Below are 23,255 nucleotides of genomic sequence, written 5' to 3'. Positions count from 1 at the left end.
TAAAAAGCCTTCATTAAATTATACACTAACGCATTATGGAAGTGTTCTTAATTTTACCCATTAAGTAAAAACTATTGGATTAATGCAGTTCACGATTGTAATGCCGTTTTTTATTAAACAGTGCTGCTTTTAGCTTTTTAAGCTCTGGATGTTCTTCATTATAAGCATTAATAACATCAGTCATTTCATTTAATTGATGAAGAGAAAGGTGTTTGTTGTACACTAATTGTGTTCCAAATTTACAAATCCCTTTAACATCATTTAAAGACTGAGCTTTTAAAAACAACTGCCACTGCGATGCTAATCTGTTTTTAGCTTTAACGCTATCTTTATATAACAACTTGAAAGCTACGACTGCAGATAATAGCGTAATTCCTAACACATAAAACAAAATCATCTTTGTTTCTTACGATTTACTTTAATTTTTCATTGTTATGATGTCGGTTATGATCCCTTTTTGTTTTTTTATCCATCTTTTTATCAAAAGCGGCTTGTAGATCTATACCTGTTTGGTTAGCTAAACACAAGACAACAAAAACAACATCAGACAATTCTTCACCTAGATCCTTATTTTTATCGCTTTCTTTTTCGCTTTGTTCGCCATAACGTCTTGCAATAATACGCGCTACTTCGCCAACTTCTTCAGTTAACTGCGCCATGTTTGTAAGCTCGTTAAAATACCGAACTCCATGTTCTTTTATCCAATTATCAACTTCTTTTTGGGCATTTTTTATATCCATAACTAAGCTTTTGTAAGTACTATTTGTTCGGTTTGCTTTTCTACTATTTTACTATAAAATTCCTTAAAATCTTTATAGTCCGCAGGTAAAATTAAGGGATTAATAATTTCCATCTGCCCTTTTAATTGCAAATAAGAACCATTTAACTTTAGCAAGTAGGTATACTTTACATTAGCATCCTTAAACTCTAACATTTCAGATTGCGGAAGAGATTCTACAACATAGCCATCTGGTATTTTAATATTTACCAAATATTTATCCGTATAAGGTACTACAAAATCAATAGGATATTGACGTTCCTCCAATTTAAAAGGATTTTCTTTTAAAGCAAAAAATAATAATGGAGACAAGTATACTTTACCGCCTACTTCGTCAATACCATCAGATAATTCATATTCATAACTCACCTTTATTGGTTGTGTGGCGTCTTTTAAATTATCAATAGTTAACGTACTAATTTCTATGGCACCTTTATTCTTTTCTAAAGATTTAATTTGATCCTCTTTTACCATAGAAGCATACTTATTTCTACAGAAATAGGCCGAGTAATTGGTAAGTTGTTGAGACACTTTTCCGGTAGCCATAAAATCTTCATCTATTGACACATTGAGCATAGTAGACTCCGTTGAAATTGTGTTTGCTCTTAAATCTATCCAACTCGAAGCATTTTTATCTGTTATAACACGGCCTTGCCAATTTAAGACACGTTGTGGCAATATATTGTTGGTGCTATATTGTTCTGTACCATCAATTAACAACATTTTTCCATCGCTTTCTACACTACAGATCACATAATTAAATCCTTCTCTTGATGGAAAAAGAGGAATACCATTACTCCTGGTACTGAGCACAACAGGGTTTGCATTTACACCTTGTGAGCGTAGCATGGACACAATCATTAAGTTAATATCACCGACATTTCCCTCACCGTTTTTATAAGCAGAACGTACACCATTGTTTGCGTATTTACCATATCCACCATTCCATTTTACCTTAGATTTTACTAAATTCTGAATTAAAAAAGCCTTTTCAAAATCATCACTTACTCCTGCAAGAACTGCTGCTACATCATCCTTATAAATATTAAAACTACTTAATTGCCCTCCAAAATTTTCACTCTCATAAATAGTTTTAGAGACCTCTTCCCAAGACGAGGAAAATGTTTTTTCTATTATCTTATCAGCATTTAAATAGCCTGTTAACTCCATAGCCATTTTACTTCTGTAGTTATTGTAATTTCCAGAATACGCCTCCTCTCTTAATGCAGGAACATCAACTTCATTGATTGATATTGTATTTATTTTATAATTAAAAGGAACTGTAGTGTTTCTAGAAGACTCCTCTATTTTTGGCAAATATATTGCCTGAAAATTATACTGCTTGTTATATAGATAGTATTCTGGTGTGGCTATTTTAATATCTAAGTTATTAATAGGAATACTAAATTGAAAAATAATATCATCAATACTATATCTCGCCGAAGTAATAACATACTTATACTCAATAACAGTCCCTTCTTTGACCTTAGGTAAGGTAAAGGAACTAATATTTGTGTATTCATTGTAAGCTTCTTCAAATTTACCATCACTTTTTAATTTTTCTTTCTCAATTTTCCCATCTACTAAATTGTATGACGTCCCTTTTAGCCCTTTTAAAGATTCTCGATTATTTCCATTATACAAATACACTTTTTTCGTAGCCCAATCAAAGCCCTCTTTATTATATATTTTAATGCGTTCATGGATTTCGCGTTCTTGTACAAATCCGTCGCTGTTTGAATAAATAAAGTTTATACGTTCATTTCTGTATAAAATTGCAGCCGATGTAGATGAATCTTTTGGATGATATTTTTCCTCTAATTCTGACTTTGAAACTTTTCCAAAATTAAAATTTTGAGCAATACTACTGTTAGATATCAATGCAAAGGCTAATAAAATAAATAGGTGCTTCATAGGTTGTTTTTGGTTTAGGATTTAATAAAATGTATTGATGATATTGATCTAAGACTGAATTAAAACGACTTTACTTTTATCGTGTTTTACGATTTGTTTTCTAAACGCTCTAAAAGCCTTGTAGTCTTCTTTTGGATAATTTCCTTTAAGTAAAATATAGGTTCTTGTATACTTTAATTTGTTACCTTCTAGAGCTTCAATTTTAAAATTATAACTTCCAAATTTAGTGGTTATCTCTTTAGCATCTGTCATGGCTTCAACGGTTAAGCCTTCGGGTAATTGAATAATAAATTCGTCCGTATCTTTAAATGCTCTATCAATTTTGAACTCTAACTTACGCTCTGTATATCGTGGTGGAATATCAGTTACTTTATTAAACAGGTTAGGCTGAAAAATAAGTCGAGTTCCACTTTTTGACGCATAATTCTCAGATTCAATTTTTACGTTTTCAGTATATATAACATTGTCCTTATCGTTTTCAATAGCGATTTGACCGATGGTTAAATTATTTATATTATCCCAATAGTCTTTGTAGTGTAAATGTTGATCTCTTTCGCTTTGGGTCTCAATACCTGTATGCAGGTTATATTGAAAACCTGTGGTTTCTATAGTAACATCTGCGGTAAAACTACCGTTGGCATCTAAGACAACCTGCGCTGTAGTGTTTTGTACGCTATCTTCTGCATCATAAATTTTGGTATGCACTATTTCACCACCTTCTGGCTTTATTAATAACACATCTCTATCATCTGTAAAACCCGCTGTAAACCCAAATGGATTAGATTGGCTTGTACACTCTAAAAATATATTTTCATCTTCATTAGGTACACATAGAATAACATGGTTGCCTTCAACTGATGAAAACTCACTATCGATATCTCTTAAACTTCGTCCGCCATATACTACTGTATAATATGAGGGTACATCTACCGCTTCTAATAGTGCTTTTGTATAATTAGTTAAACCTTTACAATCTGCATAACCCAACTTATCTACATCATTTGCAAACATTGGTTTCCATCCACCAATACCTACCTGTATACTAATGTACCGTGTTTTGTTCTGCATATACTGGTAAATTATTTTTGCACGTTCTATTTTATCATCTACACCTTCAGTAATTTTTTTTACATGGTTTTTAGTTTCGTCCGGAATGTAATCTGTACCTGTAAGTAATTTATCGTACATCCATTGCCCAAAATCACTCCAATTTTCGTTAGAGCCTTTAACACCTACCATTTCAAAATGTCGCAAGGCTACTTTAAATCGTGGAATCATATTCTGAAAATCTGGTGTATAGGCTTCGTACTTAATTCCGTTTATGTTTTCGGCCAGAAAATGATGTTCTGATATTTCCTTAATATTATAATTCTCAAAATTTTCTTTCTTCGATTTTAATGCTATTCCTGCTGTATTGATAATTTCATAATCCGAATGCTGAACGCCTAAATAATAGCCATCAATAGGATACCAGCTTGGAAAAAAAGCTGTGCTTGTATACACAATTTCAGAGGTGTACTCTACTGTATACGGATAGTTTAATGGAATATAATCGAGGTATTTTACACGGTCATCCTCGTAAATTGAAAAATCGCTTACTGCACTGGCATCGACAAAATCTCTTTTTTTATATTTTTTAATCTCCTTCCCAAAAGCGTCGTAAATATGGGCTTCCATAGCTTGTATATCTCTGGTTCCATCATAATAGGCATAGGCATTAACATGTTTTTTACCACTCTTATTGAGCACTGTAGTCACTCTTTTATTGGTTACTTTTATTTTGTCTAAGCCTAAAATCTCAACGGTTTTTTTCTGGTATCTAACTACAGCATTAGCCTTTTCCTTTAACTCAACAGGAACGACTAATGCATTATACACATCACTAGATTGAGAAAAACTAAAAACAGATAAGAATAAGGTAAGTGAAAGTAACTTAAATTTTAATTGAGGCATATGTAGATTACAGTTGGTTAGGTGCTACAATATAAAACGTATATTTATTTCTAGCAATTTTTTTCATCTTAAAATTCCTACGAAACAATTTTTAACAACGATGTAGACCTCTGACTGTAAGTTATTTCTTGAAATTTAGTTTTTTAAAAACATATAGCACAACTAAAACAATAATGCAAGGTAAAATTATAAACTGAAGCTCACTTAAGATCACCTTAACGCCCCATTCTGAAAAAAAATTTTCGATCCCAATTGGAGAAACTTTAATAGGTCGCAATGGAAAAAAGTATCTTGAATGATCTAGCGGTATTAAGAAACCTACACCTTCTCCTCCTGTAGTCATCGCATCTAATAGACCATGAGAAATGGTGGATAAAAACAAAACAACTGCAAACATTAATTTTCTTGATTTTCCAAAAATAAATGCCAAAATACAGCTCCAAATAATTGCAAACAAAATAGAATGAGTAAATCCTCTATGACCTAAAGGATCGTGATAATCAATACCAAAACTAAACGCCAACACATCAATATCTGGTAACATTGCAGATCCTATCGCTAAGCCTACTAGTAATCTATGAGACGTAGAATCTACAACTTTCGCTATAGTGTAAGCGACAAAACCATGACCAAAAATTGAAGCCATTATTCTTTTTGCTTAGAATCTATTAGAATAGTGACTGGTCCATCATTGAGCAATCTAACCTTCATATCTGCTCCAAACTCACCAGTTTGTATTGGTTTTTCTAAGACTTTTTGTAAGGTTGCTTTAAACGATTCATAAATTGGAATGGCTACATCTGGTTTTGCTGCTTTAATGTAACTTGGGCGATTGCCTTTTTTGGTACTCGCCTGCAGTGTAAATTGACTGACTACAATAACGTCACCATTAGACGTTTTTAGCGATGTATTCATTACACCTTCTTCATCCGGAAAAACACGAAGGTTAACAATTTTATTGCAAAGCCAATTGATATCCTCTTGCGTATCTTCATTTACAATACCAACCAAAATTAGAAGTCCTTTACCAATTTCGGCGACCCTTTCACCTTCAATGGTAACACTTGCTTCTGATACTCTTTGTAGGACTACTTTCATTCGTTATCATAATTATCTGTTCGGTAATGCTCGTCTTCACCCTCTAAAATTTGAACATAACTTTTGTATCTAGAGTATGAAATTTCATCTGCTTCTAAAGCATCTTTTACTGCACATTTAGGTTCGTTTAGATGAATACAATTATTAAACTTACAATCTTGCTTTAGAGCAAAAAATTCCGGAAAATAATCGCCAACTTCTTCGCGCTCCATATCTACTATACCAAAGCCCTTAATTCCTGGTGTGTCTATAATCTTGGCATCAAAACTTAAATCGAACATTTCTGCAAAAGTCGTAGTGTGCTGTCCTTGGCTATGTTGGACAGAAATGGCTTTTGTTTTTAAATCTAAGGACGGTTCTATAGCGTTAACTAAAGTAGATTTGCCAACACCTGAGTGACCAGCAAACATACTGACCTTACCTTCCATTAATCTCTTTACTTTATCAATCTGGTGACCTGTGGTTGCAGATATCTCAATACATTCATAGCCTATAGCACGATATATACTCTCTAAATACTTAACCTCTAACAAGACATCTTCATTGTAAGCATCAATTTTGTTAAATAATAAAACAGTGTTTATGGAATAAGCTTCTGCTGTTACCAAAAAACGATCTATAAAGGTGGTAAAAGTTGGTGGATTATCTATAGTCACCAACAAAAACACTTGGTCTACATTAGATGCAATGATATGGGTTTGCTTTGATAAATTTACAGACTTACGTACAATGTAATTTTTTCGTTCTTCTATTCTATTAATAACACCAGTTTCCGTATTGTTTTTAGTTTCTAGTTGAATCTCTACAATATCTCCAACAGCAATAGGATTTGTACTTTTTATTCCTTGTAACCTAAAACGGCCTTTTATTCTACATTCATAGAAATTTCCATTCATGGTTTTTACGGTGTACCAACTCCCTGTAGATTTATATACTGTGCCTGTCATTAACTCTTTTTATACGATAACAAAGAAACGATTTTAAACCAAAAAATCATTAAATTGTTGTACTAATCAATTAAATTAAGAAAATATGAAAAAAAATTTATTATTTACAGGATTAATTGTCCTTGGATTTGTTTCACTGTCGTTTATTAATGCTAAAACTGCTGATGAAGAATCGTTAGCTCAAGTTGAGTACAAGGTTGTAACCGTTGTAGAATCTATTGTCCCAAATGGTCTGGGTCGTTCTCGTATGATATCTGCAAATGAAGTTAAAGACTATAAAGATTACACAACCGTTAGAACCGATGATAAGGATAGTGATAATAAAAACAAATCAAATAGAGGAGAGATAAGAGTAAAAGATTATGAAGAAACCAAACTTCTAAACTTTTATAACTTAGGAGGTATTCGATTTCAAAATATAGCAGCCAACGATGCTGTAATGACATCAAAAATAAATACTATGGTTGCAGAAGGTTGGGAATTGGCTTTTATAAACACAGGTGTTGAAAGTGTAGGCGGTAAAGGTGACAATCAAGGTATATTTATTACAAGATATACATTTAAAAAACATTTTTAATTCAAGGTTATTAAAAAAGGCTCGTATGTTGCGAGCCTTTTTTTTTTAAAGTTTTACAGCTTTTATGGTTTTTAGTCGTTTTCCATCTGCAATAATGTTTACTAAATAAACACCTGATGAAAATTCGGATACATTAATATCTATTGGATTATTGAATTTTTGAAATGTTGAATTTTGAATAATTCTACCAGACATATTTGCTATTGAAATCTCAACGTTATCATAATCTTCATTTAATTGCAATTGAAATATACCGTTAGATGAAGGATTTGGAAAGAGTTTGTTTTTATTATTTGATTTATTATCAATATGAAGCTCACAGATTCTTATTCCTCCACAGCATAATGATGTACGCCTATGACTTCCATAAGCTATCAATACAACCTCATCAAAACTATCCTCTTCAAGATTTATATCTAAGTTATGTGTTTTATCTAAAACCACCTCTTTGGTTTTGTAGCCTAAATACGAAATAGATAAGGTATCTCCTTTTATAGCTTTAAGTTTAAACTCACCAATTGCATTAGTAGCAATGCCTTTTGTAGAATTTTTAATAAAAACATTAGCAGATTCTAACGGAATGGAATCATTAGTGACAGTTCCTGTAATTGAAATTTGCGCCATGGCTACTAAGTTAAAACAAAGCACAACGGCTAATAAAGTCATTTTTTTCATGGTTATTGGTTTTGGTTCATACCTCAAACTTAGCTTGAAACCCTATTTATAAAAACCAACAATACGTGAATGCTCCTTTTCAGTGAGTAAACGCGCCTCATAAAAAAGGCTCACCAATGGCGAGCCTTTTTAAATAATCACTAAATTTAATTAGCCGTTTATAATCTTTTCTTGACGATTAATAGATTCTTGATGCACAGCTTTAAACATGCGTAAAATAAATTCTTCGCTCAATCCTCTTTCTTCACCTTCTAACACCATTTTACCTAAAATCTCGTTCCAACGTTTACTTTGTAACACGGCAACATTCTTTTGCTTTTTAAGAGCGCCTATACCCTCAGCAACTTTCATTCGCTTACCAAGTAAATCTAAAACTTGGTTATCTACTACATCAATCTGAGCTCTTAAATTATTTAATTCAGAATTATACTCAGCTTCAGGATCTGTTTCTTTTCTAATTTTTAAATCGTTCATTATCTGAACCAAACTACTTGGCGTTACTTGCTGAGCCGCATCACTCCACGCGTTTTCAGGATCAAAGTGAGTTTCAATCATTAATCCATCAAAATTAAGATCTAGTGCTGTTTGAGAGACATCAAAAATCATATCTCTATTACCTGTAATATGCGACGGATCGTTTATTAATGGTAAGTCTGGAAATTTATTTTGAAATTCAATAGCCAATTGCCATTCTGGGATATTTCTGTATTTAGATTTCTCGTAAGTAGAAAACCCTCTATGTATTGCTCCTAAGTTTTTTATACCTGCTGTATATAATCGTTCTATACCTCCTAACCATAACGCTAAATCTGGATTTACCGGATTTTTAACAAGTACAATTTTATCTGTGCCTTGTAAGGCATCCGCAATTTCTTGCATAATAAAAGGACTTACAGTTGAACGAGCGCCAATCCATAACAAATCGATATCATGCTCTAAAGCCAATTTTACGTGATTAGCATTTGCAACCTCTGTACAGGTTTTCATACCAGTTTCTGCCTTAACCTTTTGTAGCCATTTTAACCCAAGCGCTCCAACACCTTCAAAATTTCCAGGTCGTGTTCTTGGTTTCCAAATACCAGCTCTGTAATAACTAACATCTGTATCTTTTAGCTCGTGAGCAATTTTTAAGACTTGCTCTTCGGTTTCTGCACTACATGGTCCTGCTATGACTAGAGGATGATCTAATTTCATATCATCTAACCATGTTCTCATTTCTTTTTTGTTTTCCATTTTATTATTAATCTAATTACTATTGTATTCCGTTTAATATGTCTTTTATATGATTTGTTGTTTCCATTTCGTTAAAAACGGCTTCAAAATCTTCATTTTCCATTAAGCTTTTAAAATGCTTTAAATTATTAATGTATTCATTTAGCGTTTCTATAACATTGGTTTTATTTTGCTTAAAAATTGGCGTCCACATGGCTGGTGAACTTTTAGCCAAACGCACTGTACTGGCAAAACCACTACCTGCCATATCAAATATATCGCGTTCATTTTTTTCTTTGTCAATCACTGTTTTACCAAGCATAAAGGCGCTAATGTGAGACAAATGCGATACGTAAGCAATGTGCTTGTCATGCGCTTGCGGATTCATATATCGAATTCGCATGCCTAAATCTGTAAATAATTTCAATGCTTTTTCTTGAAGCTTAAACGCTGTTTCTTCTACCTCACAAATAATATTTGTTTTATTTTTATACAAACCATGCAATGCTGCTTTTGGCCCAGAATATTCGGTACCAGCTATAGGATGAACGGCTAAATAATTTCTGCGTTTAGGATGACTTTTTACCTGAGCACATATGTCTTCTTTGGTAGAACCTACATCAAAGACAATGGTATTATCTGACACAAGGTCTAACACCTTTGGTAAAACCGCAATGGCACCATCCACCGGAATTGATAAAATAACCAGATCAGCATGTTGTACCTCTTCAAATTGAGCAGACTTATCAATTACCTTTAACGCTATCGCTTCTTCTAAATGTGCTTCATTTTTGTCTATACCATAAATTGTACATTCTGGATTTAACTTTTTAATATCTAAAGCAAAACTTCCGCCAATTAACCCAACTCCTATAATAAAAATCTTATTCATTCTAACTAAACTCTTGCAATTGCTTCTTTAATTATTTCTTCTGTGGCACATAATGAAAAACGCACATAGCCTTCGCCATTACTACCAAACACAGTTCCTGGCGTCATAAATATGGAATGCTCTTTTAGGACCATGTCTGTAAATTCTTCAGATTTTATATGTGGTGGTAACTTTGCCCAAACAAATAAACCTGCAGCTTCTTTGTCATAGGTACAATTAAGACTATCTGCTAATTCCCAAATTAATTCTCTTCTGGTGTGGTAAACACTGTTTAAACTTTGAAACCACATATCTGAACATTTCAAGGCTTCTATCGCACCTTTTTGAATGCCATAAAACATCCCAGAATCCATGTTGCTCTTTACACGCAATACAGCACTTACAAAATCGTAACTACCAGCCAACATGCCTACACGCCAACCAGCCATATTAAACGTTTTACTCAATGAATTGAGCTCTAAACAAACTTCTTTTGCATCTTGATATCTTAGAATACTAATTGGGTTGTTATTTAATATAAAGCTATATGGATTGTCGTTTACAATTAATATATCGTGTCGTTTTCCAAAAGCAATTATTTTATCATAAAACTTATTATCCGCTTTGCTACCCGTTGGCATGTGTGGATAGTTAATCCACATAATCTTTACACGTTTTAAATCTAAACGCTCCAAGGCACTAAAATCTGGCTGCCAATTGTTAGCTTCCTTTAAGTCGTAATAAATTGGTTTTGCTTCTAATAATTTAGTGACAGAAGAATAGGTTGGATACCCAGGATTTGGTACTAAAACTTTATCGCCTTTATTTAAAAAAGCCATAGAAATATGCATAATACCTTCTTTGCTACCCATTAATGGCAGTACCTCAGTTTGCGCACTTAGATGAACATTATATTGTCTGCAATAAAAGTTTGCTATTTCTTCTCTTAGTTCTGGTAACCCTTGGTAACTTTGATACTGGTGTGCTTTTTCATCTGCCAAACTATCTTGTAATACCATAGAGGCTTTAAAAGGAGGTTCTAAATCTGGACTCCCAATACCTAGATTAATAATCGGTTTTCCTTGTGCTTTTAAAAGCGCAACTTCCCTTAGTTTTTTAGAAAAGTAATATTCTTCAACGTTTTGTAAACGTTTTGCTACTTCTATCATCGTCTTGCGTTTTTATATTCTCCCAGAATTTTAAAATTCTCTGCCATTAAACTCAATATAGCAATGGCTTTTTCGTAATCCTTATACGTATCAAAAGTGACATCTACGAAAAAAGCATATTTCCAAGGTGTTTCTATTTTTGGTAAGGATTGTATTTTTGTTAGATTCAGTCTGCAATCACTTAATACATTTAATATAGCCGCTAAACTTCCTCTTTTGTGATCTAATTCAAATTTTAATGATGCCTTATTTATTACACTTTTATCTTTTTGTAGGTCGTTGCGTTTTACAATTACAAACCTTGTCTCGTTATGTTTTATGGTTTGTATACTTTCTGCTAATAAATTAATGCCATATAAGGCCGCCGCATTTTTACTAGCTATGGCAGCAATGCCTTTTATTTGTTGCTCAGCAATTTGTTTAGCCACATCTGCTGTGTCTTTTGCTTCTACTAATTTTAAATGCGGATAAGCTCTAAAAAAAGACTTACACTGTAGTAATGCCATTGGGTGAGAATGCACTTCTTTTATGTCTTCAATAGTTTGACCTCCTAAGGCCATTAAACAATGTTCTATACCCAAATAATATTCACCGACAATGCTTAAATTATAACTATCAATAAGTGCATAATTAGGAATAATTGAACCTGCTATAGAATTTTCTAATGCCATAACTACCTCATCGGTTTTCTTTTCTAATAACGCATTCACTACGCTATCAAATGACATACATTCTACAACTTCAGAATCTACATTAAAATAATTCTGAACCACTTCATGGTGAAATGATCCTTTTATGCCTTGTATTGCAATTGGCTTTTTCAAACTTTATCGTCTTATTGTTTTAGGTCTTGATCGCTTCAAGAAACATTTTTTTTTCGTTGTTGCACAAAAAAAAGTCCCGATTAAATCGAGACTTTATAATTTATATTTAAATAATACATATTCAGTCTCGTTCCTTTAGCTAAAAAAGAAATAAAACCAGTTATAATATGCTTTAGAAATGTTCATTGTTGTAATTATACAGCTAATGTAATTATTATTTTTACAAATCAAAATTGTAGAAATGATTTTTTATAATTTTTCCTAAAGTTTTAAAGATTTAATAAAAAAAGAGGTTCAATATTCTGATTTACCTATTTTTGAATAAAATTCTTCTTATATGGCGATTGAAGTAAAAAACATTACTAAAATATATAAAGATCAAAAAGCACTTAACGATGTATCCTTTAACGTTAAAGATGCTGAAATTGTTGGTTTCTTGGGCCCAAATGGTGCTGGCAAATCTACCATGATGAAAATTCTAACCACCTATATAGACGCTTCTGAAGGTTCTGCCAACGTTAACGGATTTGATGTGGCTACAGATAAAACGAGTGTACAGAGCTGTGTTGGTTATTTACCAGAACATAATCCGCTTTACACAGATTTATATGTAAAAGAGTATTTAAACTTTAATGCTAATGTTTACGGCACGCCAAAGTCTAGAATTAATGACGTTATTGAATTAACAGGCTTAACACCAGAAGCTCACAAAAAAATCAATCAGCTTTCTAAAGGCTACAGACAACGTGTTGGTTTGGCAAATGCTATGTTACATAATCCTGATGTTTTAATCTTAGATGAACCCACAACCGGTTTAGACCCAAATCAATTAGTTGATATTAGAAATCTTATAAAAACCATAGGTAAAGAAAAAACTGTGTTTCTCTCTACTCATATTATGCAAGAGGTTGAAGCCATGTGCGACCGCGTTATTATTATTAATAAAGGAGAAGTTGTTGCAGACAAGTATTTAAAAGATTTAAGAGAAGGCCAAGAACAAATTGTTATTGTTGAGTTTGACTACAGAGTTGAAGATGCTTTTCTGTTAAAATTGCCAAAAGTTACTGCTGTAAAAAACACGCATAGTTTTGTATATGAAATTACATTCTCTACAAAAGAAGATATGCGTTCTCATGTTTTTGATTTTGCACACGACAATGAATTGAAGATTTTACAACTGAATCAGAAAAACGCGAGTTTAGAAAGTTTGTTTAGAGAATTAACAAGCTAAATTAATGGGCGAATTTATCGTTGAAGTTTTATTTACAGGAATTATTGAGTCCTTGCCAAAACTTATTGGTGCTGCATTTCGTTGGTGTTTTTTTATGGGCAAAAAACCGTTTCACATGATATTAAAAGAAGATTGGAATAGACGTGTCGGTTGTGCCATAATCGCAATAATTATTGGACTATTAATTTGGTAAAACGACCTCGATTTTAACTAAATGTGCTTGGTCTTATTGGCAGTAATTTAGTTAATGGCACTTCATAATATGGTGCGCCTTTATTTTGCTTTACCGGAAACTTTAAAATCTCAGATCGTTTTATGGAGCCTATAATTTGTATTTCGTTGGGCTCAACAGTTTCATTGTATTTAACACCAATATAAATATCCTTTGGCTGATCTCTAACATCATGAATTTTTGGCATTAAATATTTAAAGTAATTTTTTGTTGCGGATTTTATTTCAACCTTTTTAGAATTGATAATCATATCGCACTCATCAATTATACCAGAATCATCAAGTCCTTTTGCTAATTGGTCTATGCTAAATTTTTCTGCGAGCCATTGACTCGCTAATAATTCGCAAACTATACCACGCCAAGCCTCAACATTTTTATAGCGCCAACTGCCAGCTTTTATTTTCTTAAAAGCCTCTATTTGTTGCTTTGCAAACAACTTATCTTGCTCTGTTACTTGTATTTTAATCATATTTAGAAAACTAAAACATACAATAAAAACCAAGTACGGAATTCTAATCCTGATGACTCATTTTAATAATGACTCTTGCTATGGCTTCTGCCATTTTTGGCGGAACCGAATTTCCTACTTGTTGTTGTTGCGATATTCTGGTGCCTTTAAACACAAAATCATCTGGAAATGATTGCAACTTAGCGAGCTCTCTAACGGTTAAAGCTCTATTTTGTTCGTAATGAAAGATTTTGCGCATATCACCTGTAACACAAACCGAAGGTTTATCACTGGCATACTTTATATATTTTCTAATATCACCAGACTTTGGTCTTATATGTTCTGGGATTTCATTTCGATCTCCACCATCTGATACGTAACTCATTTTAGTAAGCATTTGCTCAGAATGTGACATGGCAATATGGTTAGGCACTTTGGTTGATTCTTCACCAGAGGCCAATTTAGGGTAAGCAGATAATGCTTCTTTTACTGATATATATTGTGCTACTTCAGCAGGTGGAAAAACAATATCTTGTGCCTTTAAAGAGCCTATAAAAATAACACGATTCCTCACTTGTGGCACACCATAATCCGCGGAATTAAGAATCTTACAATCTACAGTATAACCCAATTTTTTAAAATCTGAAATGATCTCCTCTCTTATTGTTCCTTTATTATAAGTATATAGCCTTGCCACATTTTCCATAACAAAGAATTTTGGCTTTACTACTTTTACAACTCTTACAAATTCTTTAAATAATCTGTTTCTAGGATCATCGATAAATTTTCTACCAATATTGCCTGCCATGCTAAAGCCTTGACAAGGTGGTCCTCCAATGACAACATCAATCTCATTATTGTCTTTTAAATATTCTATTTCTGCATTAGACAAATCGCAAATGTCTTTTTCTATGAGCTGATGATCTGCAAAATTATGCTTGTAGGTTTTACAAAAATTGGGTTCTATATCAACGGAAAAAACATTCTGAAAACCTGAGTTATCAAAACCTAAAGAAAATCCTCCAGCTCCAGAAAATAAGTCTATATATTTTAGTGTGTTTGGCATAAATCTAGTTGTGGCGCTTCGGATTGGTCATGTTTTCAATTTAAGCAAAATAATAATTTGCGCCTCGTTTAGCAAATTTAGCAAGTATTCATTTAATTAAAAATAAGCTGACCAGTATATAATTGCTCTACATCAATATTTGCAGGTTGATTTACAGCTATTAAATCACCTGTTCCTAATAGTGTTCCTGATAATGACTGTTGCGGATTTACAATAATATCATTGCTCCCTCGATGATAAATGGAAACATTTTCTGCTATTAAATTTTCGCCTTCAAATCGACCAACTCCCGAATAAAAACCAACAACCAAAGTATCTACATAGCCATTAATATAAAAGAATGACAAATTATTAGACACAACGTTGAGTTGACTAGAATTAATCGAAAGTATAAAGTCTCCAACAGTAAAATCACTGCCTCCATTATAATCTTCAGACAATAGCGTTAGTGCGCTATAATTTAAAACACCAATTGAAGACACCGAATATTGAGAAGATGTTCTTATTTCATTGAGGTTTGGTGCCTCTACAAATACTTTTGTTACACCATAAGATCGTACAAAATTACATGAATTATTATCTGTTAAAACCAATTGACTACCTGCAATTTCCACTACCACATCATTAATTAAATTTTCTCCAGTTTGTACTGTGACCTTATATTCTGACCCTTCGGTAATGATTAATTCTATATCTCTATTTACCAAAATGCTTTCAAAATTTGATACAACAACCTCTTGTTCCACAGTAATTCCGGAAGTCTGAAAACAATCATTTACCTCTTCACTATTACATGCAAAAAGAAAAAGAATAACGATGTAAACTATTTTTTTCATTGTTTTAAAGTCTTATACCTAAACCAAACTCTACAGCTTCTGCTTTCGCTCCATGAGATTTTAAGGTTACGGCTCCAAAGATTTTTTGACCAAAATATCGCTTTAAACCTACTCTTATATAAGTTCGACCTTCAAAATCATATGGATAATACACATAGTAACCTAATTGAGAAATTACAGATAATCTATTTATAAATAGTTCGTGTCCAAGAAAAACACCAACTCGTTTATAGTCTTCATCTCCAGACACCTCATCTTCCGGAAAAGCAATGGACCTATAGTAAATTAATTCTTTTAAAAAATTAGAAAAAAAGACATCTGTACCAAACTGTACCGCGCTTATAGCACTCAATCTTTTATCTGCATAACCAGAAAATATATAAAACGGATATTGTTTACTACCAACAATATCACTTTGATTAATACCAGATCTAAACGCCATGTTAAACTTTATCTTCTTTGGAAACGAATCTACAGCTGTGGTTTTAAACACGGCATCTTCTGCATCTAAATTATAGGTTAGTCCTGCATTTACTAACATGGTATTTACACTGGTATTCGGCGCTTTAATGTTGGCATTAGAATAATGCGTAAAGGTTAAACCTGCCTGTATCCCAAAACGCTTAAAAAGACGCTCCTTTTTATAATTGAGCATTACATAAGTGGCACTTAAAATATCAGAACCAAAGGCCACATTTTTGGGATTAGTGTACTTATCATAAGGATTGGTATTATATGCTAATCCTTGAGCAATACGCAACATGAGATGACGTCTAAAAAAATAAAAATTATAATGCGCATATAAGGCATAGTTATTTCCTAATATGTCATTGTTATAGGTTTGATACGCAAAAGACACACCGTAATCTGGATAACCATAGCGTTGCTCCCAACTTTGATTGCCAAACGTTTTTTTATTCCAACTAAAAATAAAACCTTCGGGATGGTTATTTATCAAATGAAGAATATCATTATTATGAAGCGCAATATTACCTCTAAAATAATTAAAATCTATGTATGAATTATTTGTTTCTTTTTGGGCACTCAGTACTATACAAGAGAACAAAAAAAACGAAATAATTAGTTTTTGCATGGAGAATTATTGATGAGTAAAAATAATCAATAATTATGATTAATGATGCAAAGCCTAAAGAAGTCTATTTTACAAAATACGCAGCTATCAAAGAAATAATAGCTAACATTAAAATCTGAACAAAAAACTTAAATTCTTTATTCTTTTTTCTGAGTAATCTCATCGCTTTGGGGTTTTAAATTACAGTGCGAATTTCACCTATTAAAATGACTTCTTTGTTAAGTAAAATCAATCAAATTGTTATGAAAACTTAGTCATCAAAAAGTGTTGAAGACAGGTAACGATCGCCTCTATCACAAACAATAGCGACCACAACCCCTTTTTCTATGGTTTCAATTAATTTTAAAGCTGTGGCCACAGATCCACCACTACTCATACCCGCAAAAATACCTTCTTCTTTGGCGAGTCTTTTTGTAGTCGCTTTTGCAACTTGCTCACTGACTTCAATAACCTGATCTACTTTTGATCTATTGAAAATACTAGGCACATATTCTGGCGACCATTTTCTTATGCCAGGAATTCTTGATCCATCTTCTGGTTGTGCGCCTATAATTTGAATAGCCTTATTCTGTTCTTTTAAAAATGTAGAGGTTCCCATTATAGTGCCAGTCGTTCCCATGGCAGACACAAAATGAGTGATTTTTCCTTTGGTGTCTCTCCAAATTTCTGGTCCTGTGGTTTTGTAATGTGCCATCCAATTATCGTTGTTTTCAAACTGATTTAACAATGTATAGCCTTGTTGATCTCTCATGCTAAACGCAACGTCTCTAGAGCCTTCTATACCTTGTTCTGCTGAAGTTAAAATGACTTCCGCACCATATGCTCGCATGGTTTTAACCCGCTCTTCTGTTGAGTTTTCTGGCATAACTAATGCCATTTTTAAACCAAAAGATTGCGCAACATAAGCTAGAGCAATACCTGTATTACCACTTGTAGCCTCTACCAAACGATCTCCTTTTTTTATGTCACCTCGTTTTATAGCTTCAGAAATCATATTATAGGCTGGCCTATCCTTTACACTGCCACCTGGATTATTTCCTTCTAATTTTAAAAGTAGTTTTACTTGAGGTTTAGTTACTAAATTTATAGTTTCTACTAATGGCGTATTACCTATTTGATTTAAAATACTCATTACGTTTATTTATTAGAAATTCTTATATCTGATTTATAGGTTACCAATGATCCTTCTGGTATAGATTGAGTAATCCAAACATTTGCACCAATAGTGCTATTTTTTCCGATAACGACATCACCTCCTAAAATCGTAGCATTTGCATATATGGTCACATTATCTAGAATTGTTGGATGCCGTTTTTCGCCTTCCATATCTTTCTCTACTTTAATGCCTCCTAATGTAACACCTTGGTAAATTATGACATTATTATGGATAACAGCCGTTTCTCCAATGACAACACCTGTAGCATGATCTATAAAAAATGATTGTCCAATTTTAGCGCCAGGATGGATATCTGTACCTGTTACACCGTGCGCATATTCACTAATCATTCTAGGTAAAATAGGAATTTTAATATTCCATAAAACATGACTAATTCTATACATTGTTATAGCATAAAAACCTGGATAAGCGAGGTAAACTTCTCTTAAACTTTTTGCTGCAGGATCATTATTAAATGCAGCTTCTGCATCTAATCTTAGAATAGGTCTGAGTGTTTTTAACCCTTGCTTAAATTGTTCCCATTTTAATTCGCAAACACCACAATCCAAACCTTTAGATATTTCAAAAAAGGACGATTTTAATTTTTCTAATTGTAGATCTTCATTTACAGAAGTTTCTACAACACAATAGAATAATGCTTTAGCTAATTCTTCTACTTGTTCCTTAAATCCATTGGGTATATGCATAGAAGCATCCATATTTTTAAAACTTAATTTTAAACTTTATCGTTAAATCTGTCGCTAATTTACAACGGAGTTTACGGTTTTCATTTTAATAATTCTACAAACTAAAAAAGCCAGTTACTCATTATATCATGACAACTGGCTAAATTAAATTAATTAAAACAAATTTAAACGTCTGGAGCCAATTCTATTTCTAACTCATTTAAAGCTTCGGTAATAGGAATCTGACAACTTAGTCTACTATTTTCTTTAACGTTAAACGCTTCAGATAACATGGCATCTTCTTCATCCTCCATAGCATTTATTTTATGATCTGAAGTCACATAGCATTGACAAGATGCACACATTGCCATTCCGCCACATACACCAATCGTTCCCTCTGGCGCTAACTCATAAGTTCTTACAACTTCCATTAAGTTCATGGCCATATCTGTAGGTGCTAAAACAGTATGCTTTTCACCTTCTCTATCCGTTATATATATGGTAACGTCTTGCATTATACAATAGCCTTTACAACTGCTTTTGGAGACTCTTTTCTTGTACCATCAAATCCATCAATACCACTCACCGTTGTATACTTAAGTACAAACTTTTTACCAGGATTTAATCTTTTATAAGCAGATTGGCACATTAATGTAGCTTCATGAAAACCACAAAGTATTAATTTTAATTTTCCTTCATAAGTATTTACATCACCAATCGCATAGATACCAGGAATGTTGGTTTGATAATCTAAAGTATCTACTTTTATCGCATTTTTCTCTATCTCAAGTCCCCAATCACCAATAGGTCCTAATTTTGGAGATAAACCAAATAACGGAATAAAGGCATCTGCATCTATTCTTTCAGTTTGTCCATCTTTAGTTATAGAAACACCTTCAATTTTTTCATCACCATGTAATGCTGTAATTTCTGCAGGTGTAATGATATTAATTTTATTAATTAATTTTAATTCTTGCGCACGTTCTACAGAATCTAATGCACCTCTAAATTCATTTCGTCTATGCACTAACGTAACTTCTTCTGCTACATCTGCGAGAAAAATACTCCAATCTAAAGCAGAATCTCCTCCACCTGCGATGACTACTTTTTTATCACGATAAACTTCTGGATCTTTGATAAAATAAGCCACACCTTTATCTTCATATTTTTCTATGTTGTCTAATTTTGGTTTTCTTGGCTCAAAACTACCTAATCCTCCTGCAATAGCAACAATTGGGGCATGGTGTTGTGTCCCCTTATTTGTTGTAACTATAAAACTACCATCTTCTTGTTTTTCTATAGTTTCTGCACGTTCTCCTAAGGTAAATCCAGGTTGAAATTGTTTCCCTTGTTGCAATAAATTGGACGTTAAATCACCGGCTAGTATTTCTGGAAATCCAGGAATATCATAAATTGGTTTTTTAGGATACAATTCAGAACATTGACCACCAGGTTGTGGTAACGCATCAATTAAATGGCACTTTAATTTTAACAAACCGGCTTCAAATACTGTGAATAAACCTGTTGGTCCTGCTCCTATTATTAGTATATCTGTTTTAATCATAATCTATCTTTTTTCGACTAATTCTTAATCAATTTGTTTTTTATTTTTATTAAGCACTTTTGGCTTTTTGATACGCTAAATCTGCTCTAGAATAAATATCTGAAAGATCTACACGTGCGTTGACAACGTCTCCTATAATTATTATCGCAGGATTGGTTAACTGTTTTTCTTCAACTATAGCTTCTATATTTGAAATCGTTCCAATACCAACTTTTTCATTTACTCGTGTTCCATTTTGTATAATGGCGATAGGCGTTTCTGACTTCCCTACATTTGAAAATATTTGTACAATTTCTGAAAGCTTACTCATGCCCATTAAGATGACAACCGTTGCCGTAGATTTGGCTGCTAAGGCAATATCTCCTGAAATTTTATGCGACTGCGTTGTTCCTGTAATGACCCAAAAACTTTCGGAAACATGGCGTTTGGTCAATGGAATTCCTTGCGATGCTGGTACAGCCGCAGAAGATGATACACCTGGCACAAATGCCACTTCTATAGCGTATTCTTTAGCGTACTCTAATTCTTCTGAACCACGACCAAAAATAAACGGATCTCCTCCTTTTAACCGAACAACGTGTCCAAATTTTAAAGCACGTTCTACGATAAGTTCATTGATTTGATTTTGATGATACGCATAACATCCTTTTTGTTTACCTACAAAAATTAATTCGGCATTGGGTGAAGCGTATTCTAATAATTCTACATTAACAAGTGCATCGTATAAAATGACATTTGCAGACTTAATTACTTTAATCGCCTTAACTGTAATTAAATCTATATCGCCTGGACCTGCGCCGACTATGGTTAATCTTGGTGTCATAATTTTAGATATTTACTGCAACCTGAGAGGCTCTATATTCCCTTACGTTAGTTAAAAATTGTTGTGCTGCATTTATATAATTTTTTGCAAAATCTTGTTGAGGTGCATAGGCTTTTATTTGGTAAATAATATCTGCAAACGACGAGCCTAACGCAATTTTCCCAGATGCGACAAAGAGTTCATCAAATTGAGAAATAATACTGGCATGTGTATTTGTTTTCTTATTTTCTGCTAACAATGATGCTTTTGCTGAATTTACCATGGATTGATATGCATAATAAATTGCACCTGAATAGACTTTATTGTCGTAAGCTTCTTTAGCATTGGCTATTTTTTCATCGCTCTCTAAAAACAATGTTGCAATTAAATCAATAACGACTCCTGCACATTCACCAATACCGATTTCCTTAACATATTTTTCTTCCTCTCCCCAATCAATAAAATCTTCTTGAGTTAGATTAGAAACATCTTGTAAATCACTTAAGAAATCATAGAAATACTTTTCTCCTTTTTCTTTATAATACTCTACAAAAGGTTTACCGTTAGCATTAGCTTCAAAATCATTTAAAACACGTCTTAATGCTTCAGGTCCTCTTTTACTAGGTACTTTTACAACCTTATCAGCAAATATTCCGTTACCATTTCCTAAATTTCCACCACCTAATAAGACCTGTAATGCAGGTGCAACTAATTTATCTGGTGTTCTTACTGTCATCCCTTGAAAACCTATGTTGGCCATATTATGCTGTCCACAAGCATTCATGCAACCACTAATTTTAATAATAAGATCTTCGTTTTTTAAATACTGAGGATATTCTGCTTTTATGACTCTTTCTAACTCTACAGAAATTCCTGTACTGCTCGCTATACCTAGATTACAAGTATCTGTTCCTGGACAGGCTGTAATATCAACGGCTTTATTATAACCAGCTTCTACAAAATTTAATTTTTCTAATTCTTGATAGAACAACGGAATCAATTCTTCTTTTACAAACGGTATTACAATATTTTGTCGCAAGGTTAATCTTATCTCACCTGCTGCATATTTATCTACCAAGTCTGCTAATAAACGTGCTTTATCAGTATAAAAATCACCTAATAATACTTTGATTCCTATAGCTACATAACCGCTTTGCTTTTGAGGAATTAAATTTGTTGACTTCCATAAGTTAAATGCTGCTTCATTTTTTATTTCAACCTTTGGTGCTTCTACTGAAACAGGAGTTGAAGCTACATAAGATGCTGCATCAATGGCAACGCTTTTAAATTCAATTGCTTTTTGCTCTTCCTCAATTAATTTTCTAAAAGCCTCTAGTCCGATGTCTTTTAATAAAAATTTCATTCGAGCTTTAGCACGGCTTTTACGCTCTCCATAACGATCAAACACACGTAGTACGCCTTCCATTACTGGAATTATTTTATCTGAAGGTAAAAAATCATATAATATTTCTGCGTGACGTGGTTGCGACCCTAAACCACCAGCTGCCATAACTTTAAATCCTCGTATACCATTTTCAATTTTGGCAATAAAACCCAAATCATGTAAATACGATAAGCCAGTATCTTCATCTGTTGCAGAAAAAGATACTTTGAATTTACGCCCCATTTCTTGACAAATTGGGTTACGTAAAAAGAACTTAAATAAGGCATCTGCATATGGTGACACATCAAAAGGCTCATTGACATCAATACCAGCCGTTTCTGAAGCGGTTACATTTCTTACGACATTACCACAAGCTTCTCTTAAGGTAACGTCATCACGTTCTAACTCTGCCCATAATTCTGGCGTTCTGTTTAAATCTACATGGTGAATCTGTATATCTTGACGTGTTGTGATATGTAATCTACCTCTAGAATACTCGTCTGAAACTTCAGAAATTCTGCGCAGCTGATTACTCATTACCTTACCATATGGCAACTTAATTCTAATCATTTGCACACCTTCTTGGCGCTGTCCATATACACCTCGCGCTAATCGAAGACTTCTAAACTTTTCCTCATCAATTTTACCAGTGTTAAAAAGCTCAATTTTATTAGCTAATTCAATGATATCCTTTTCTACTACCGGATTTTCTATTTCTGTTCTAAAACTTTGCATGTGT

At 33.1% G+C, this 23,255-nt stretch carries 25 protein-coding genes; 3 read left to right on the top strand and 22 right to left on the bottom strand.

The window, feature by feature from the left end:
* Positions 1 to 79 precede the first annotated feature (79 nt).
* The 7 genes from HNV08_RS14905 to rsgA all read right to left on the bottom strand — a co-directional run bounded on the left by HNV08_RS14905 (position 80) and on the right by rsgA (position 6,690).
* Positions 80 to 397 (bottom strand): hypothetical protein, encoded by a 318-nt coding sequence (locus tag HNV08_RS14905; RefSeq protein WP_173282156.1) that lies wholly within the window; start codon positions 395 to 397, stop codon positions 80 to 82.
* A gap of 16 nt (positions 398 to 413) precedes the next feature.
* Complete coding sequence (locus tag HNV08_RS14900; RefSeq protein WP_173282155.1) at positions 414 to 740, bottom strand: nucleotide pyrophosphohydrolase; 327 nt, start codon at positions 738 to 740, stop codon at positions 414 to 416.
* Positions 741 to 742: 2 nt separating this feature from the next.
* A complete protein-coding gene (locus HNV08_RS14895; protein ID WP_173282154.1) occupies positions 743 to 2,692 on the bottom strand; it encodes a transglutaminase domain-containing protein in 1,950 nt (649 codons plus the stop codon).
* A gap of 48 nt (positions 2,693 to 2,740) precedes the next feature.
* Positions 2,741 to 4,645: a DUF3857 domain-containing protein gene (locus HNV08_RS14890; protein ID WP_173282153.1), complete on the bottom strand. Its 1,905-nt coding sequence runs from the start codon at positions 4,643 to 4,645 to the stop codon at positions 2,741 to 2,743.
* A gap of 121 nt (positions 4,646 to 4,766) precedes the next feature.
* Positions 4,767 to 5,291 (bottom strand): metal-dependent hydrolase, encoded by a 525-nt coding sequence (locus HNV08_RS14885; protein ID WP_173282152.1) that lies wholly within the window; start codon positions 5,289 to 5,291, stop codon positions 4,767 to 4,769.
* The gene (gene dtd / locus HNV08_RS14880) at positions 5,291 to 5,743 is read right to left on the bottom strand and encodes a D-aminoacyl-tRNA deacylase (protein WP_173282151.1); all 453 of its coding nucleotides are present in this window, start codon (positions 5,741 to 5,743) and stop codon (positions 5,291 to 5,293) included. The genes HNV08_RS14885 and dtd overlap by 1 nt, the downstream gene beginning before the upstream one ends.
* Complete coding sequence (gene rsgA / locus HNV08_RS14875) at positions 5,740 to 6,690, bottom strand: ribosome small subunit-dependent GTPase A (protein WP_173282150.1); 951 nt, start codon at positions 6,688 to 6,690, stop codon at positions 5,740 to 5,742. The genes dtd and rsgA overlap by 4 nt, the downstream gene beginning before the upstream one ends.
* Positions 6,691 to 6,775: 85 nt before the next feature.
* On the opposite strand from rsgA, the gene HNV08_RS14870 reads away from it, so the two are divergent.
* Positions 6,776 to 7,267: a hypothetical protein gene (locus HNV08_RS14870; RefSeq protein WP_173282149.1), complete on the top strand. Its 492-nt coding sequence runs from the start codon at positions 6,776 to 6,778 to the stop codon at positions 7,265 to 7,267.
* Positions 7,268 to 7,312: 45 nt separating this feature from the next.
* On the opposite strand, the gene HNV08_RS14865 is transcribed toward HNV08_RS14870, so the two are convergent.
* The 5 genes from HNV08_RS14865 to HNV08_RS14845 form a co-directional block, all read right to left on the bottom strand.
* Positions 7,313 to 7,942, bottom strand: a complete 630-nt coding sequence (locus HNV08_RS14865; RefSeq protein WP_173282148.1) for a carboxypeptidase-like regulatory domain-containing protein — start codon at positions 7,940 to 7,942, stop codon at positions 7,313 to 7,315.
* A 150-nt stretch (positions 7,943 to 8,092) separates the two neighbouring features.
* On the bottom strand, positions 8,093 to 9,175 hold the full coding sequence (locus HNV08_RS14860; protein ID WP_173282147.1) for a bifunctional 3-deoxy-7-phosphoheptulonate synthase/chorismate mutase type II: 1,083 nt from the start codon (positions 9,173 to 9,175) through the stop codon (positions 8,093 to 8,095).
* A 19-nt stretch (positions 9,176 to 9,194) separates the two neighbouring features.
* Positions 9,195 to 10,046: a prephenate dehydrogenase gene (locus HNV08_RS14855; protein ID WP_173282146.1), complete on the bottom strand. Its 852-nt coding sequence runs from the start codon at positions 10,044 to 10,046 to the stop codon at positions 9,195 to 9,197.
* A 5-nt stretch (positions 10,047 to 10,051) separates the two neighbouring features.
* Entirely contained in the window at positions 10,052 to 11,194 is a 1,143-nt protein-coding gene (locus tag HNV08_RS14850) for a pyridoxal phosphate-dependent aminotransferase (protein WP_173282145.1), read from the bottom strand.
* Positions 11,191 to 12,018: a prephenate dehydratase gene (locus HNV08_RS14845; protein WP_173282144.1), complete on the bottom strand. Its 828-nt coding sequence runs from the start codon at positions 12,016 to 12,018 to the stop codon at positions 11,191 to 11,193. Before HNV08_RS14845 ends, HNV08_RS14850 begins: the two co-directional genes overlap by 4 nt.
* A 337-nt stretch (positions 12,019 to 12,355) precedes the next feature.
* Here HNV08_RS14845 and gldA point away from each other — a divergent pair, with 337 nt between their 5' ends.
* On the top strand, positions 12,356 to 13,249 hold the full coding sequence (gene gldA / locus HNV08_RS14840) for a gliding motility-associated ABC transporter ATP-binding subunit GldA (protein WP_173282143.1): 894 nt from the start codon (positions 12,356 to 12,358) through the stop codon (positions 13,247 to 13,249).
* 4 nt (positions 13,250 to 13,253) lie between these two features.
* A complete protein-coding gene (locus HNV08_RS14835) occupies positions 13,254 to 13,442 on the top strand; it encodes a hypothetical protein (protein ID WP_173282142.1) in 189 nt (62 codons plus the stop codon).
* A 13-nt stretch (positions 13,443 to 13,455) separates the two neighbouring features.
* Here HNV08_RS14835 and HNV08_RS14830 read toward each other — a convergent pair whose 3' ends face one another.
* The 10 genes from HNV08_RS14830 to HNV08_RS14785 form a co-directional block, all read right to left on the bottom strand.
* On the bottom strand, positions 13,456 to 13,950 hold the full coding sequence (locus HNV08_RS14830) for a hypothetical protein (RefSeq protein ID WP_173282141.1): 495 nt from the start codon (positions 13,948 to 13,950) through the stop codon (positions 13,456 to 13,458).
* 43 nt (positions 13,951 to 13,993) lie between these two features.
* On the bottom strand, positions 13,994 to 14,995 hold the full coding sequence (locus HNV08_RS14825; protein ID WP_173282140.1) for a DNA cytosine methyltransferase: 1,002 nt from the start codon (positions 14,993 to 14,995) through the stop codon (positions 13,994 to 13,996).
* A 92-nt stretch (positions 14,996 to 15,087) separates the two neighbouring features.
* On the bottom strand, positions 15,088 to 15,831 hold the full coding sequence (locus HNV08_RS14820) for a head GIN domain-containing protein (protein WP_173282139.1): 744 nt from the start codon (positions 15,829 to 15,831) through the stop codon (positions 15,088 to 15,090).
* Between the two features lie 4 nt (positions 15,832 to 15,835).
* Complete coding sequence (locus tag HNV08_RS14815; protein ID WP_173282138.1) at positions 15,836 to 16,924, bottom strand: acyloxyacyl hydrolase; 1,089 nt, start codon at positions 16,922 to 16,924, stop codon at positions 15,836 to 15,838.
* Positions 16,925 to 17,174: 250 nt separating this feature from the next.
* Positions 17,175 to 18,056 (bottom strand): cysteine synthase CysM, encoded by an 882-nt coding sequence (cysM, locus tag HNV08_RS14810; protein ID WP_173282137.1) that lies wholly within the window; start codon positions 18,054 to 18,056, stop codon positions 17,175 to 17,177.
* 5 nt (positions 18,057 to 18,061) lie between these two features.
* Positions 18,062 to 18,787 carry a serine O-acetyltransferase EpsC gene (gene epsC / locus HNV08_RS14805; RefSeq protein WP_241697238.1) on the bottom strand — a complete coding sequence of 242 codons (726 nt, stop codon included), beginning with the start codon at positions 18,785 to 18,787 and terminating at the stop codon, positions 18,062 to 18,064.
* Between the two features lie 164 nt (positions 18,788 to 18,951).
* A complete protein-coding gene (locus tag HNV08_RS14800; RefSeq protein WP_173282135.1) occupies positions 18,952 to 19,281 on the bottom strand; it encodes a 2Fe-2S iron-sulfur cluster-binding family protein in 330 nt (109 codons plus the stop codon).
* A complete protein-coding gene (locus HNV08_RS14795; RefSeq protein WP_173282134.1) occupies positions 19,281 to 20,330 on the bottom strand; it encodes an NAD(P)/FAD-dependent oxidoreductase in 1,050 nt (349 codons plus the stop codon). Before HNV08_RS14795 ends, HNV08_RS14800 begins: the two co-directional genes overlap by 1 nt.
* Positions 20,331 to 20,379: 49 nt before the next feature.
* Positions 20,380 to 21,153 (bottom strand): uroporphyrinogen-III C-methyltransferase, encoded by a 774-nt coding sequence (gene cobA / locus HNV08_RS14790; RefSeq protein WP_173282133.1) that lies wholly within the window; start codon positions 21,151 to 21,153, stop codon positions 20,380 to 20,382.
* A gap of 4 nt (positions 21,154 to 21,157) precedes the next feature.
* Positions 21,158 to 23,251, bottom strand: a complete 2,094-nt coding sequence (locus HNV08_RS14785) for a HEPN domain-containing protein (RefSeq protein WP_173282132.1) — start codon at positions 23,249 to 23,251, stop codon at positions 21,158 to 21,160.
* Between the last annotated feature and the right edge of the window lie 4 nt (positions 23,252 to 23,255).

Origin of the sequence: Winogradskyella eckloniae (genome assembly GCF_013249045.1) — a bacterium.
In the GTDB taxonomy this organism is placed as follows: Bacteria; Bacteroidota; Bacteroidia; order Flavobacteriales; family Flavobacteriaceae; genus Winogradskyella; species Winogradskyella eckloniae.
The sequence above is the reverse complement of the archived record's forward strand: the minus strand, read 5'-3'. Positions and strand labels throughout refer to the sequence as shown.

What these genes read in the sequence shown, in the direction of transcription:
- HNV08_RS14905 (WP_173282156.1), bottom strand. Translation starts at nt 397, where the DNA reads ATGATTTTGTTTTATGTGTTAGGAATTACGCTATTATCTGCAGTCGTA.
- HNV08_RS14900 (WP_173282155.1), bottom strand. Translation starts at nt 740, where the DNA reads ATGGATATAAAAAATGCCCAAAAAGAAGTTGATAATTGGATAAAAGAA.
- HNV08_RS14895 (WP_173282154.1), bottom strand. Translation starts at nt 2,692, where the DNA reads ATGAAGCACCTATTTATTTTATTAGCCTTTGCATTGATATCTAACAGT.
- HNV08_RS14890 (WP_173282153.1), bottom strand. Translation starts at nt 4,645, where the DNA reads ATGCCTCAATTAAAATTTAAGTTACTTTCACTTACCTTATTCTTATCT.
- HNV08_RS14885 (WP_173282152.1), bottom strand. Translation starts at nt 5,291, where the DNA reads ATGGCTTCAATTTTTGGTCATGGTTTTGTCGCTTACACTATAGCGAAA.
- dtd (WP_173282151.1), bottom strand. Translation starts at nt 5,743, where the DNA reads ATGAAAGTAGTCCTACAAAGAGTATCAGAAGCAAGTGTTACCATTGAA.
- rsgA (WP_173282150.1), bottom strand. Translation starts at nt 6,690, where the DNA reads ATGACAGGCACAGTATATAAATCTACAGGGAGTTGGTACACCGTAAAA.
- HNV08_RS14870 (WP_173282149.1), top strand. Translation starts at nt 6,776, where the DNA reads ATGAAAAAAAATTTATTATTTACAGGATTAATTGTCCTTGGATTTGTT.
- HNV08_RS14865 (WP_173282148.1), bottom strand. Translation starts at nt 7,942, where the DNA reads ATGAAAAAAATGACTTTATTAGCCGTTGTGCTTTGTTTTAACTTAGTA.
- HNV08_RS14860 (WP_173282147.1), bottom strand. Translation starts at nt 9,175, where the DNA reads ATGGAAAACAAAAAAGAAATGAGAACATGGTTAGATGATATGAAATTA.
- HNV08_RS14855 (WP_173282146.1), bottom strand. Translation starts at nt 10,046, where the DNA reads ATGAATAAGATTTTTATTATAGGAGTTGGGTTAATTGGCGGAAGTTTT.
- HNV08_RS14850 (WP_173282145.1), bottom strand. Translation starts at nt 11,194, where the DNA reads ATGATAGAAGTAGCAAAACGTTTACAAAACGTTGAAGAATATTACTTT.
- gldA (WP_173282143.1), top strand. Translation starts at nt 12,356, where the DNA reads ATGGCGATTGAAGTAAAAAACATTACTAAAATATATAAAGATCAAAAA.
- HNV08_RS14835 (WP_173282142.1), top strand. Translation starts at nt 13,254, where the DNA reads ATGGGCGAATTTATCGTTGAAGTTTTATTTACAGGAATTATTGAGTCC.
- HNV08_RS14830 (WP_173282141.1), bottom strand. Translation starts at nt 13,950, where the DNA reads ATGATTAAAATACAAGTAACAGAGCAAGATAAGTTGTTTGCAAAGCAA.
- HNV08_RS14825 (WP_173282140.1), bottom strand. Translation starts at nt 14,995, where the DNA reads ATGCCAAACACACTAAAATATATAGACTTATTTTCTGGAGCTGGAGGA.
- HNV08_RS14820 (WP_173282139.1), bottom strand. Translation starts at nt 15,831, where the DNA reads ATGAAAAAAATAGTTTACATCGTTATTCTTTTTCTTTTTGCATGTAAT.
- HNV08_RS14815 (WP_173282138.1), bottom strand. Translation starts at nt 16,924, where the DNA reads ATGCAAAAACTAATTATTTCGTTTTTTTTGTTCTCTTGTATAGTACTG.
- cysM (WP_173282137.1), bottom strand. Translation starts at nt 18,056, where the DNA reads ATGAGTATTTTAAATCAAATAGGTAATACGCCATTAGTAGAAACTATA.
- epsC (WP_241697238.1), bottom strand. Translation starts at nt 18,787, where the DNA reads ATGCATATACCCAATGGATTTAAGGAACAAGTAGAAGAATTAGCTAAA.
- HNV08_RS14800 (WP_173282135.1), bottom strand. Translation starts at nt 19,281, where the DNA reads ATGCAAGACGTTACCATATATATAACGGATAGAGAAGGTGAAAAGCAT.
- HNV08_RS14795 (WP_173282134.1), bottom strand. Translation starts at nt 20,330, where the DNA reads ATGATTAAAACAGATATACTAATAATAGGAGCAGGACCAACAGGTTTA.
- cobA (WP_173282133.1), bottom strand. Translation starts at nt 21,153, where the DNA reads ATGACACCAAGATTAACCATAGTCGGCGCAGGTCCAGGCGATATAGAT.
- HNV08_RS14785 (WP_173282132.1), bottom strand. Translation starts at nt 23,251, where the DNA reads ATGCAAAGTTTTAGAACAGAAATAGAAAATCCGGTAGTAGAAAAGGAT.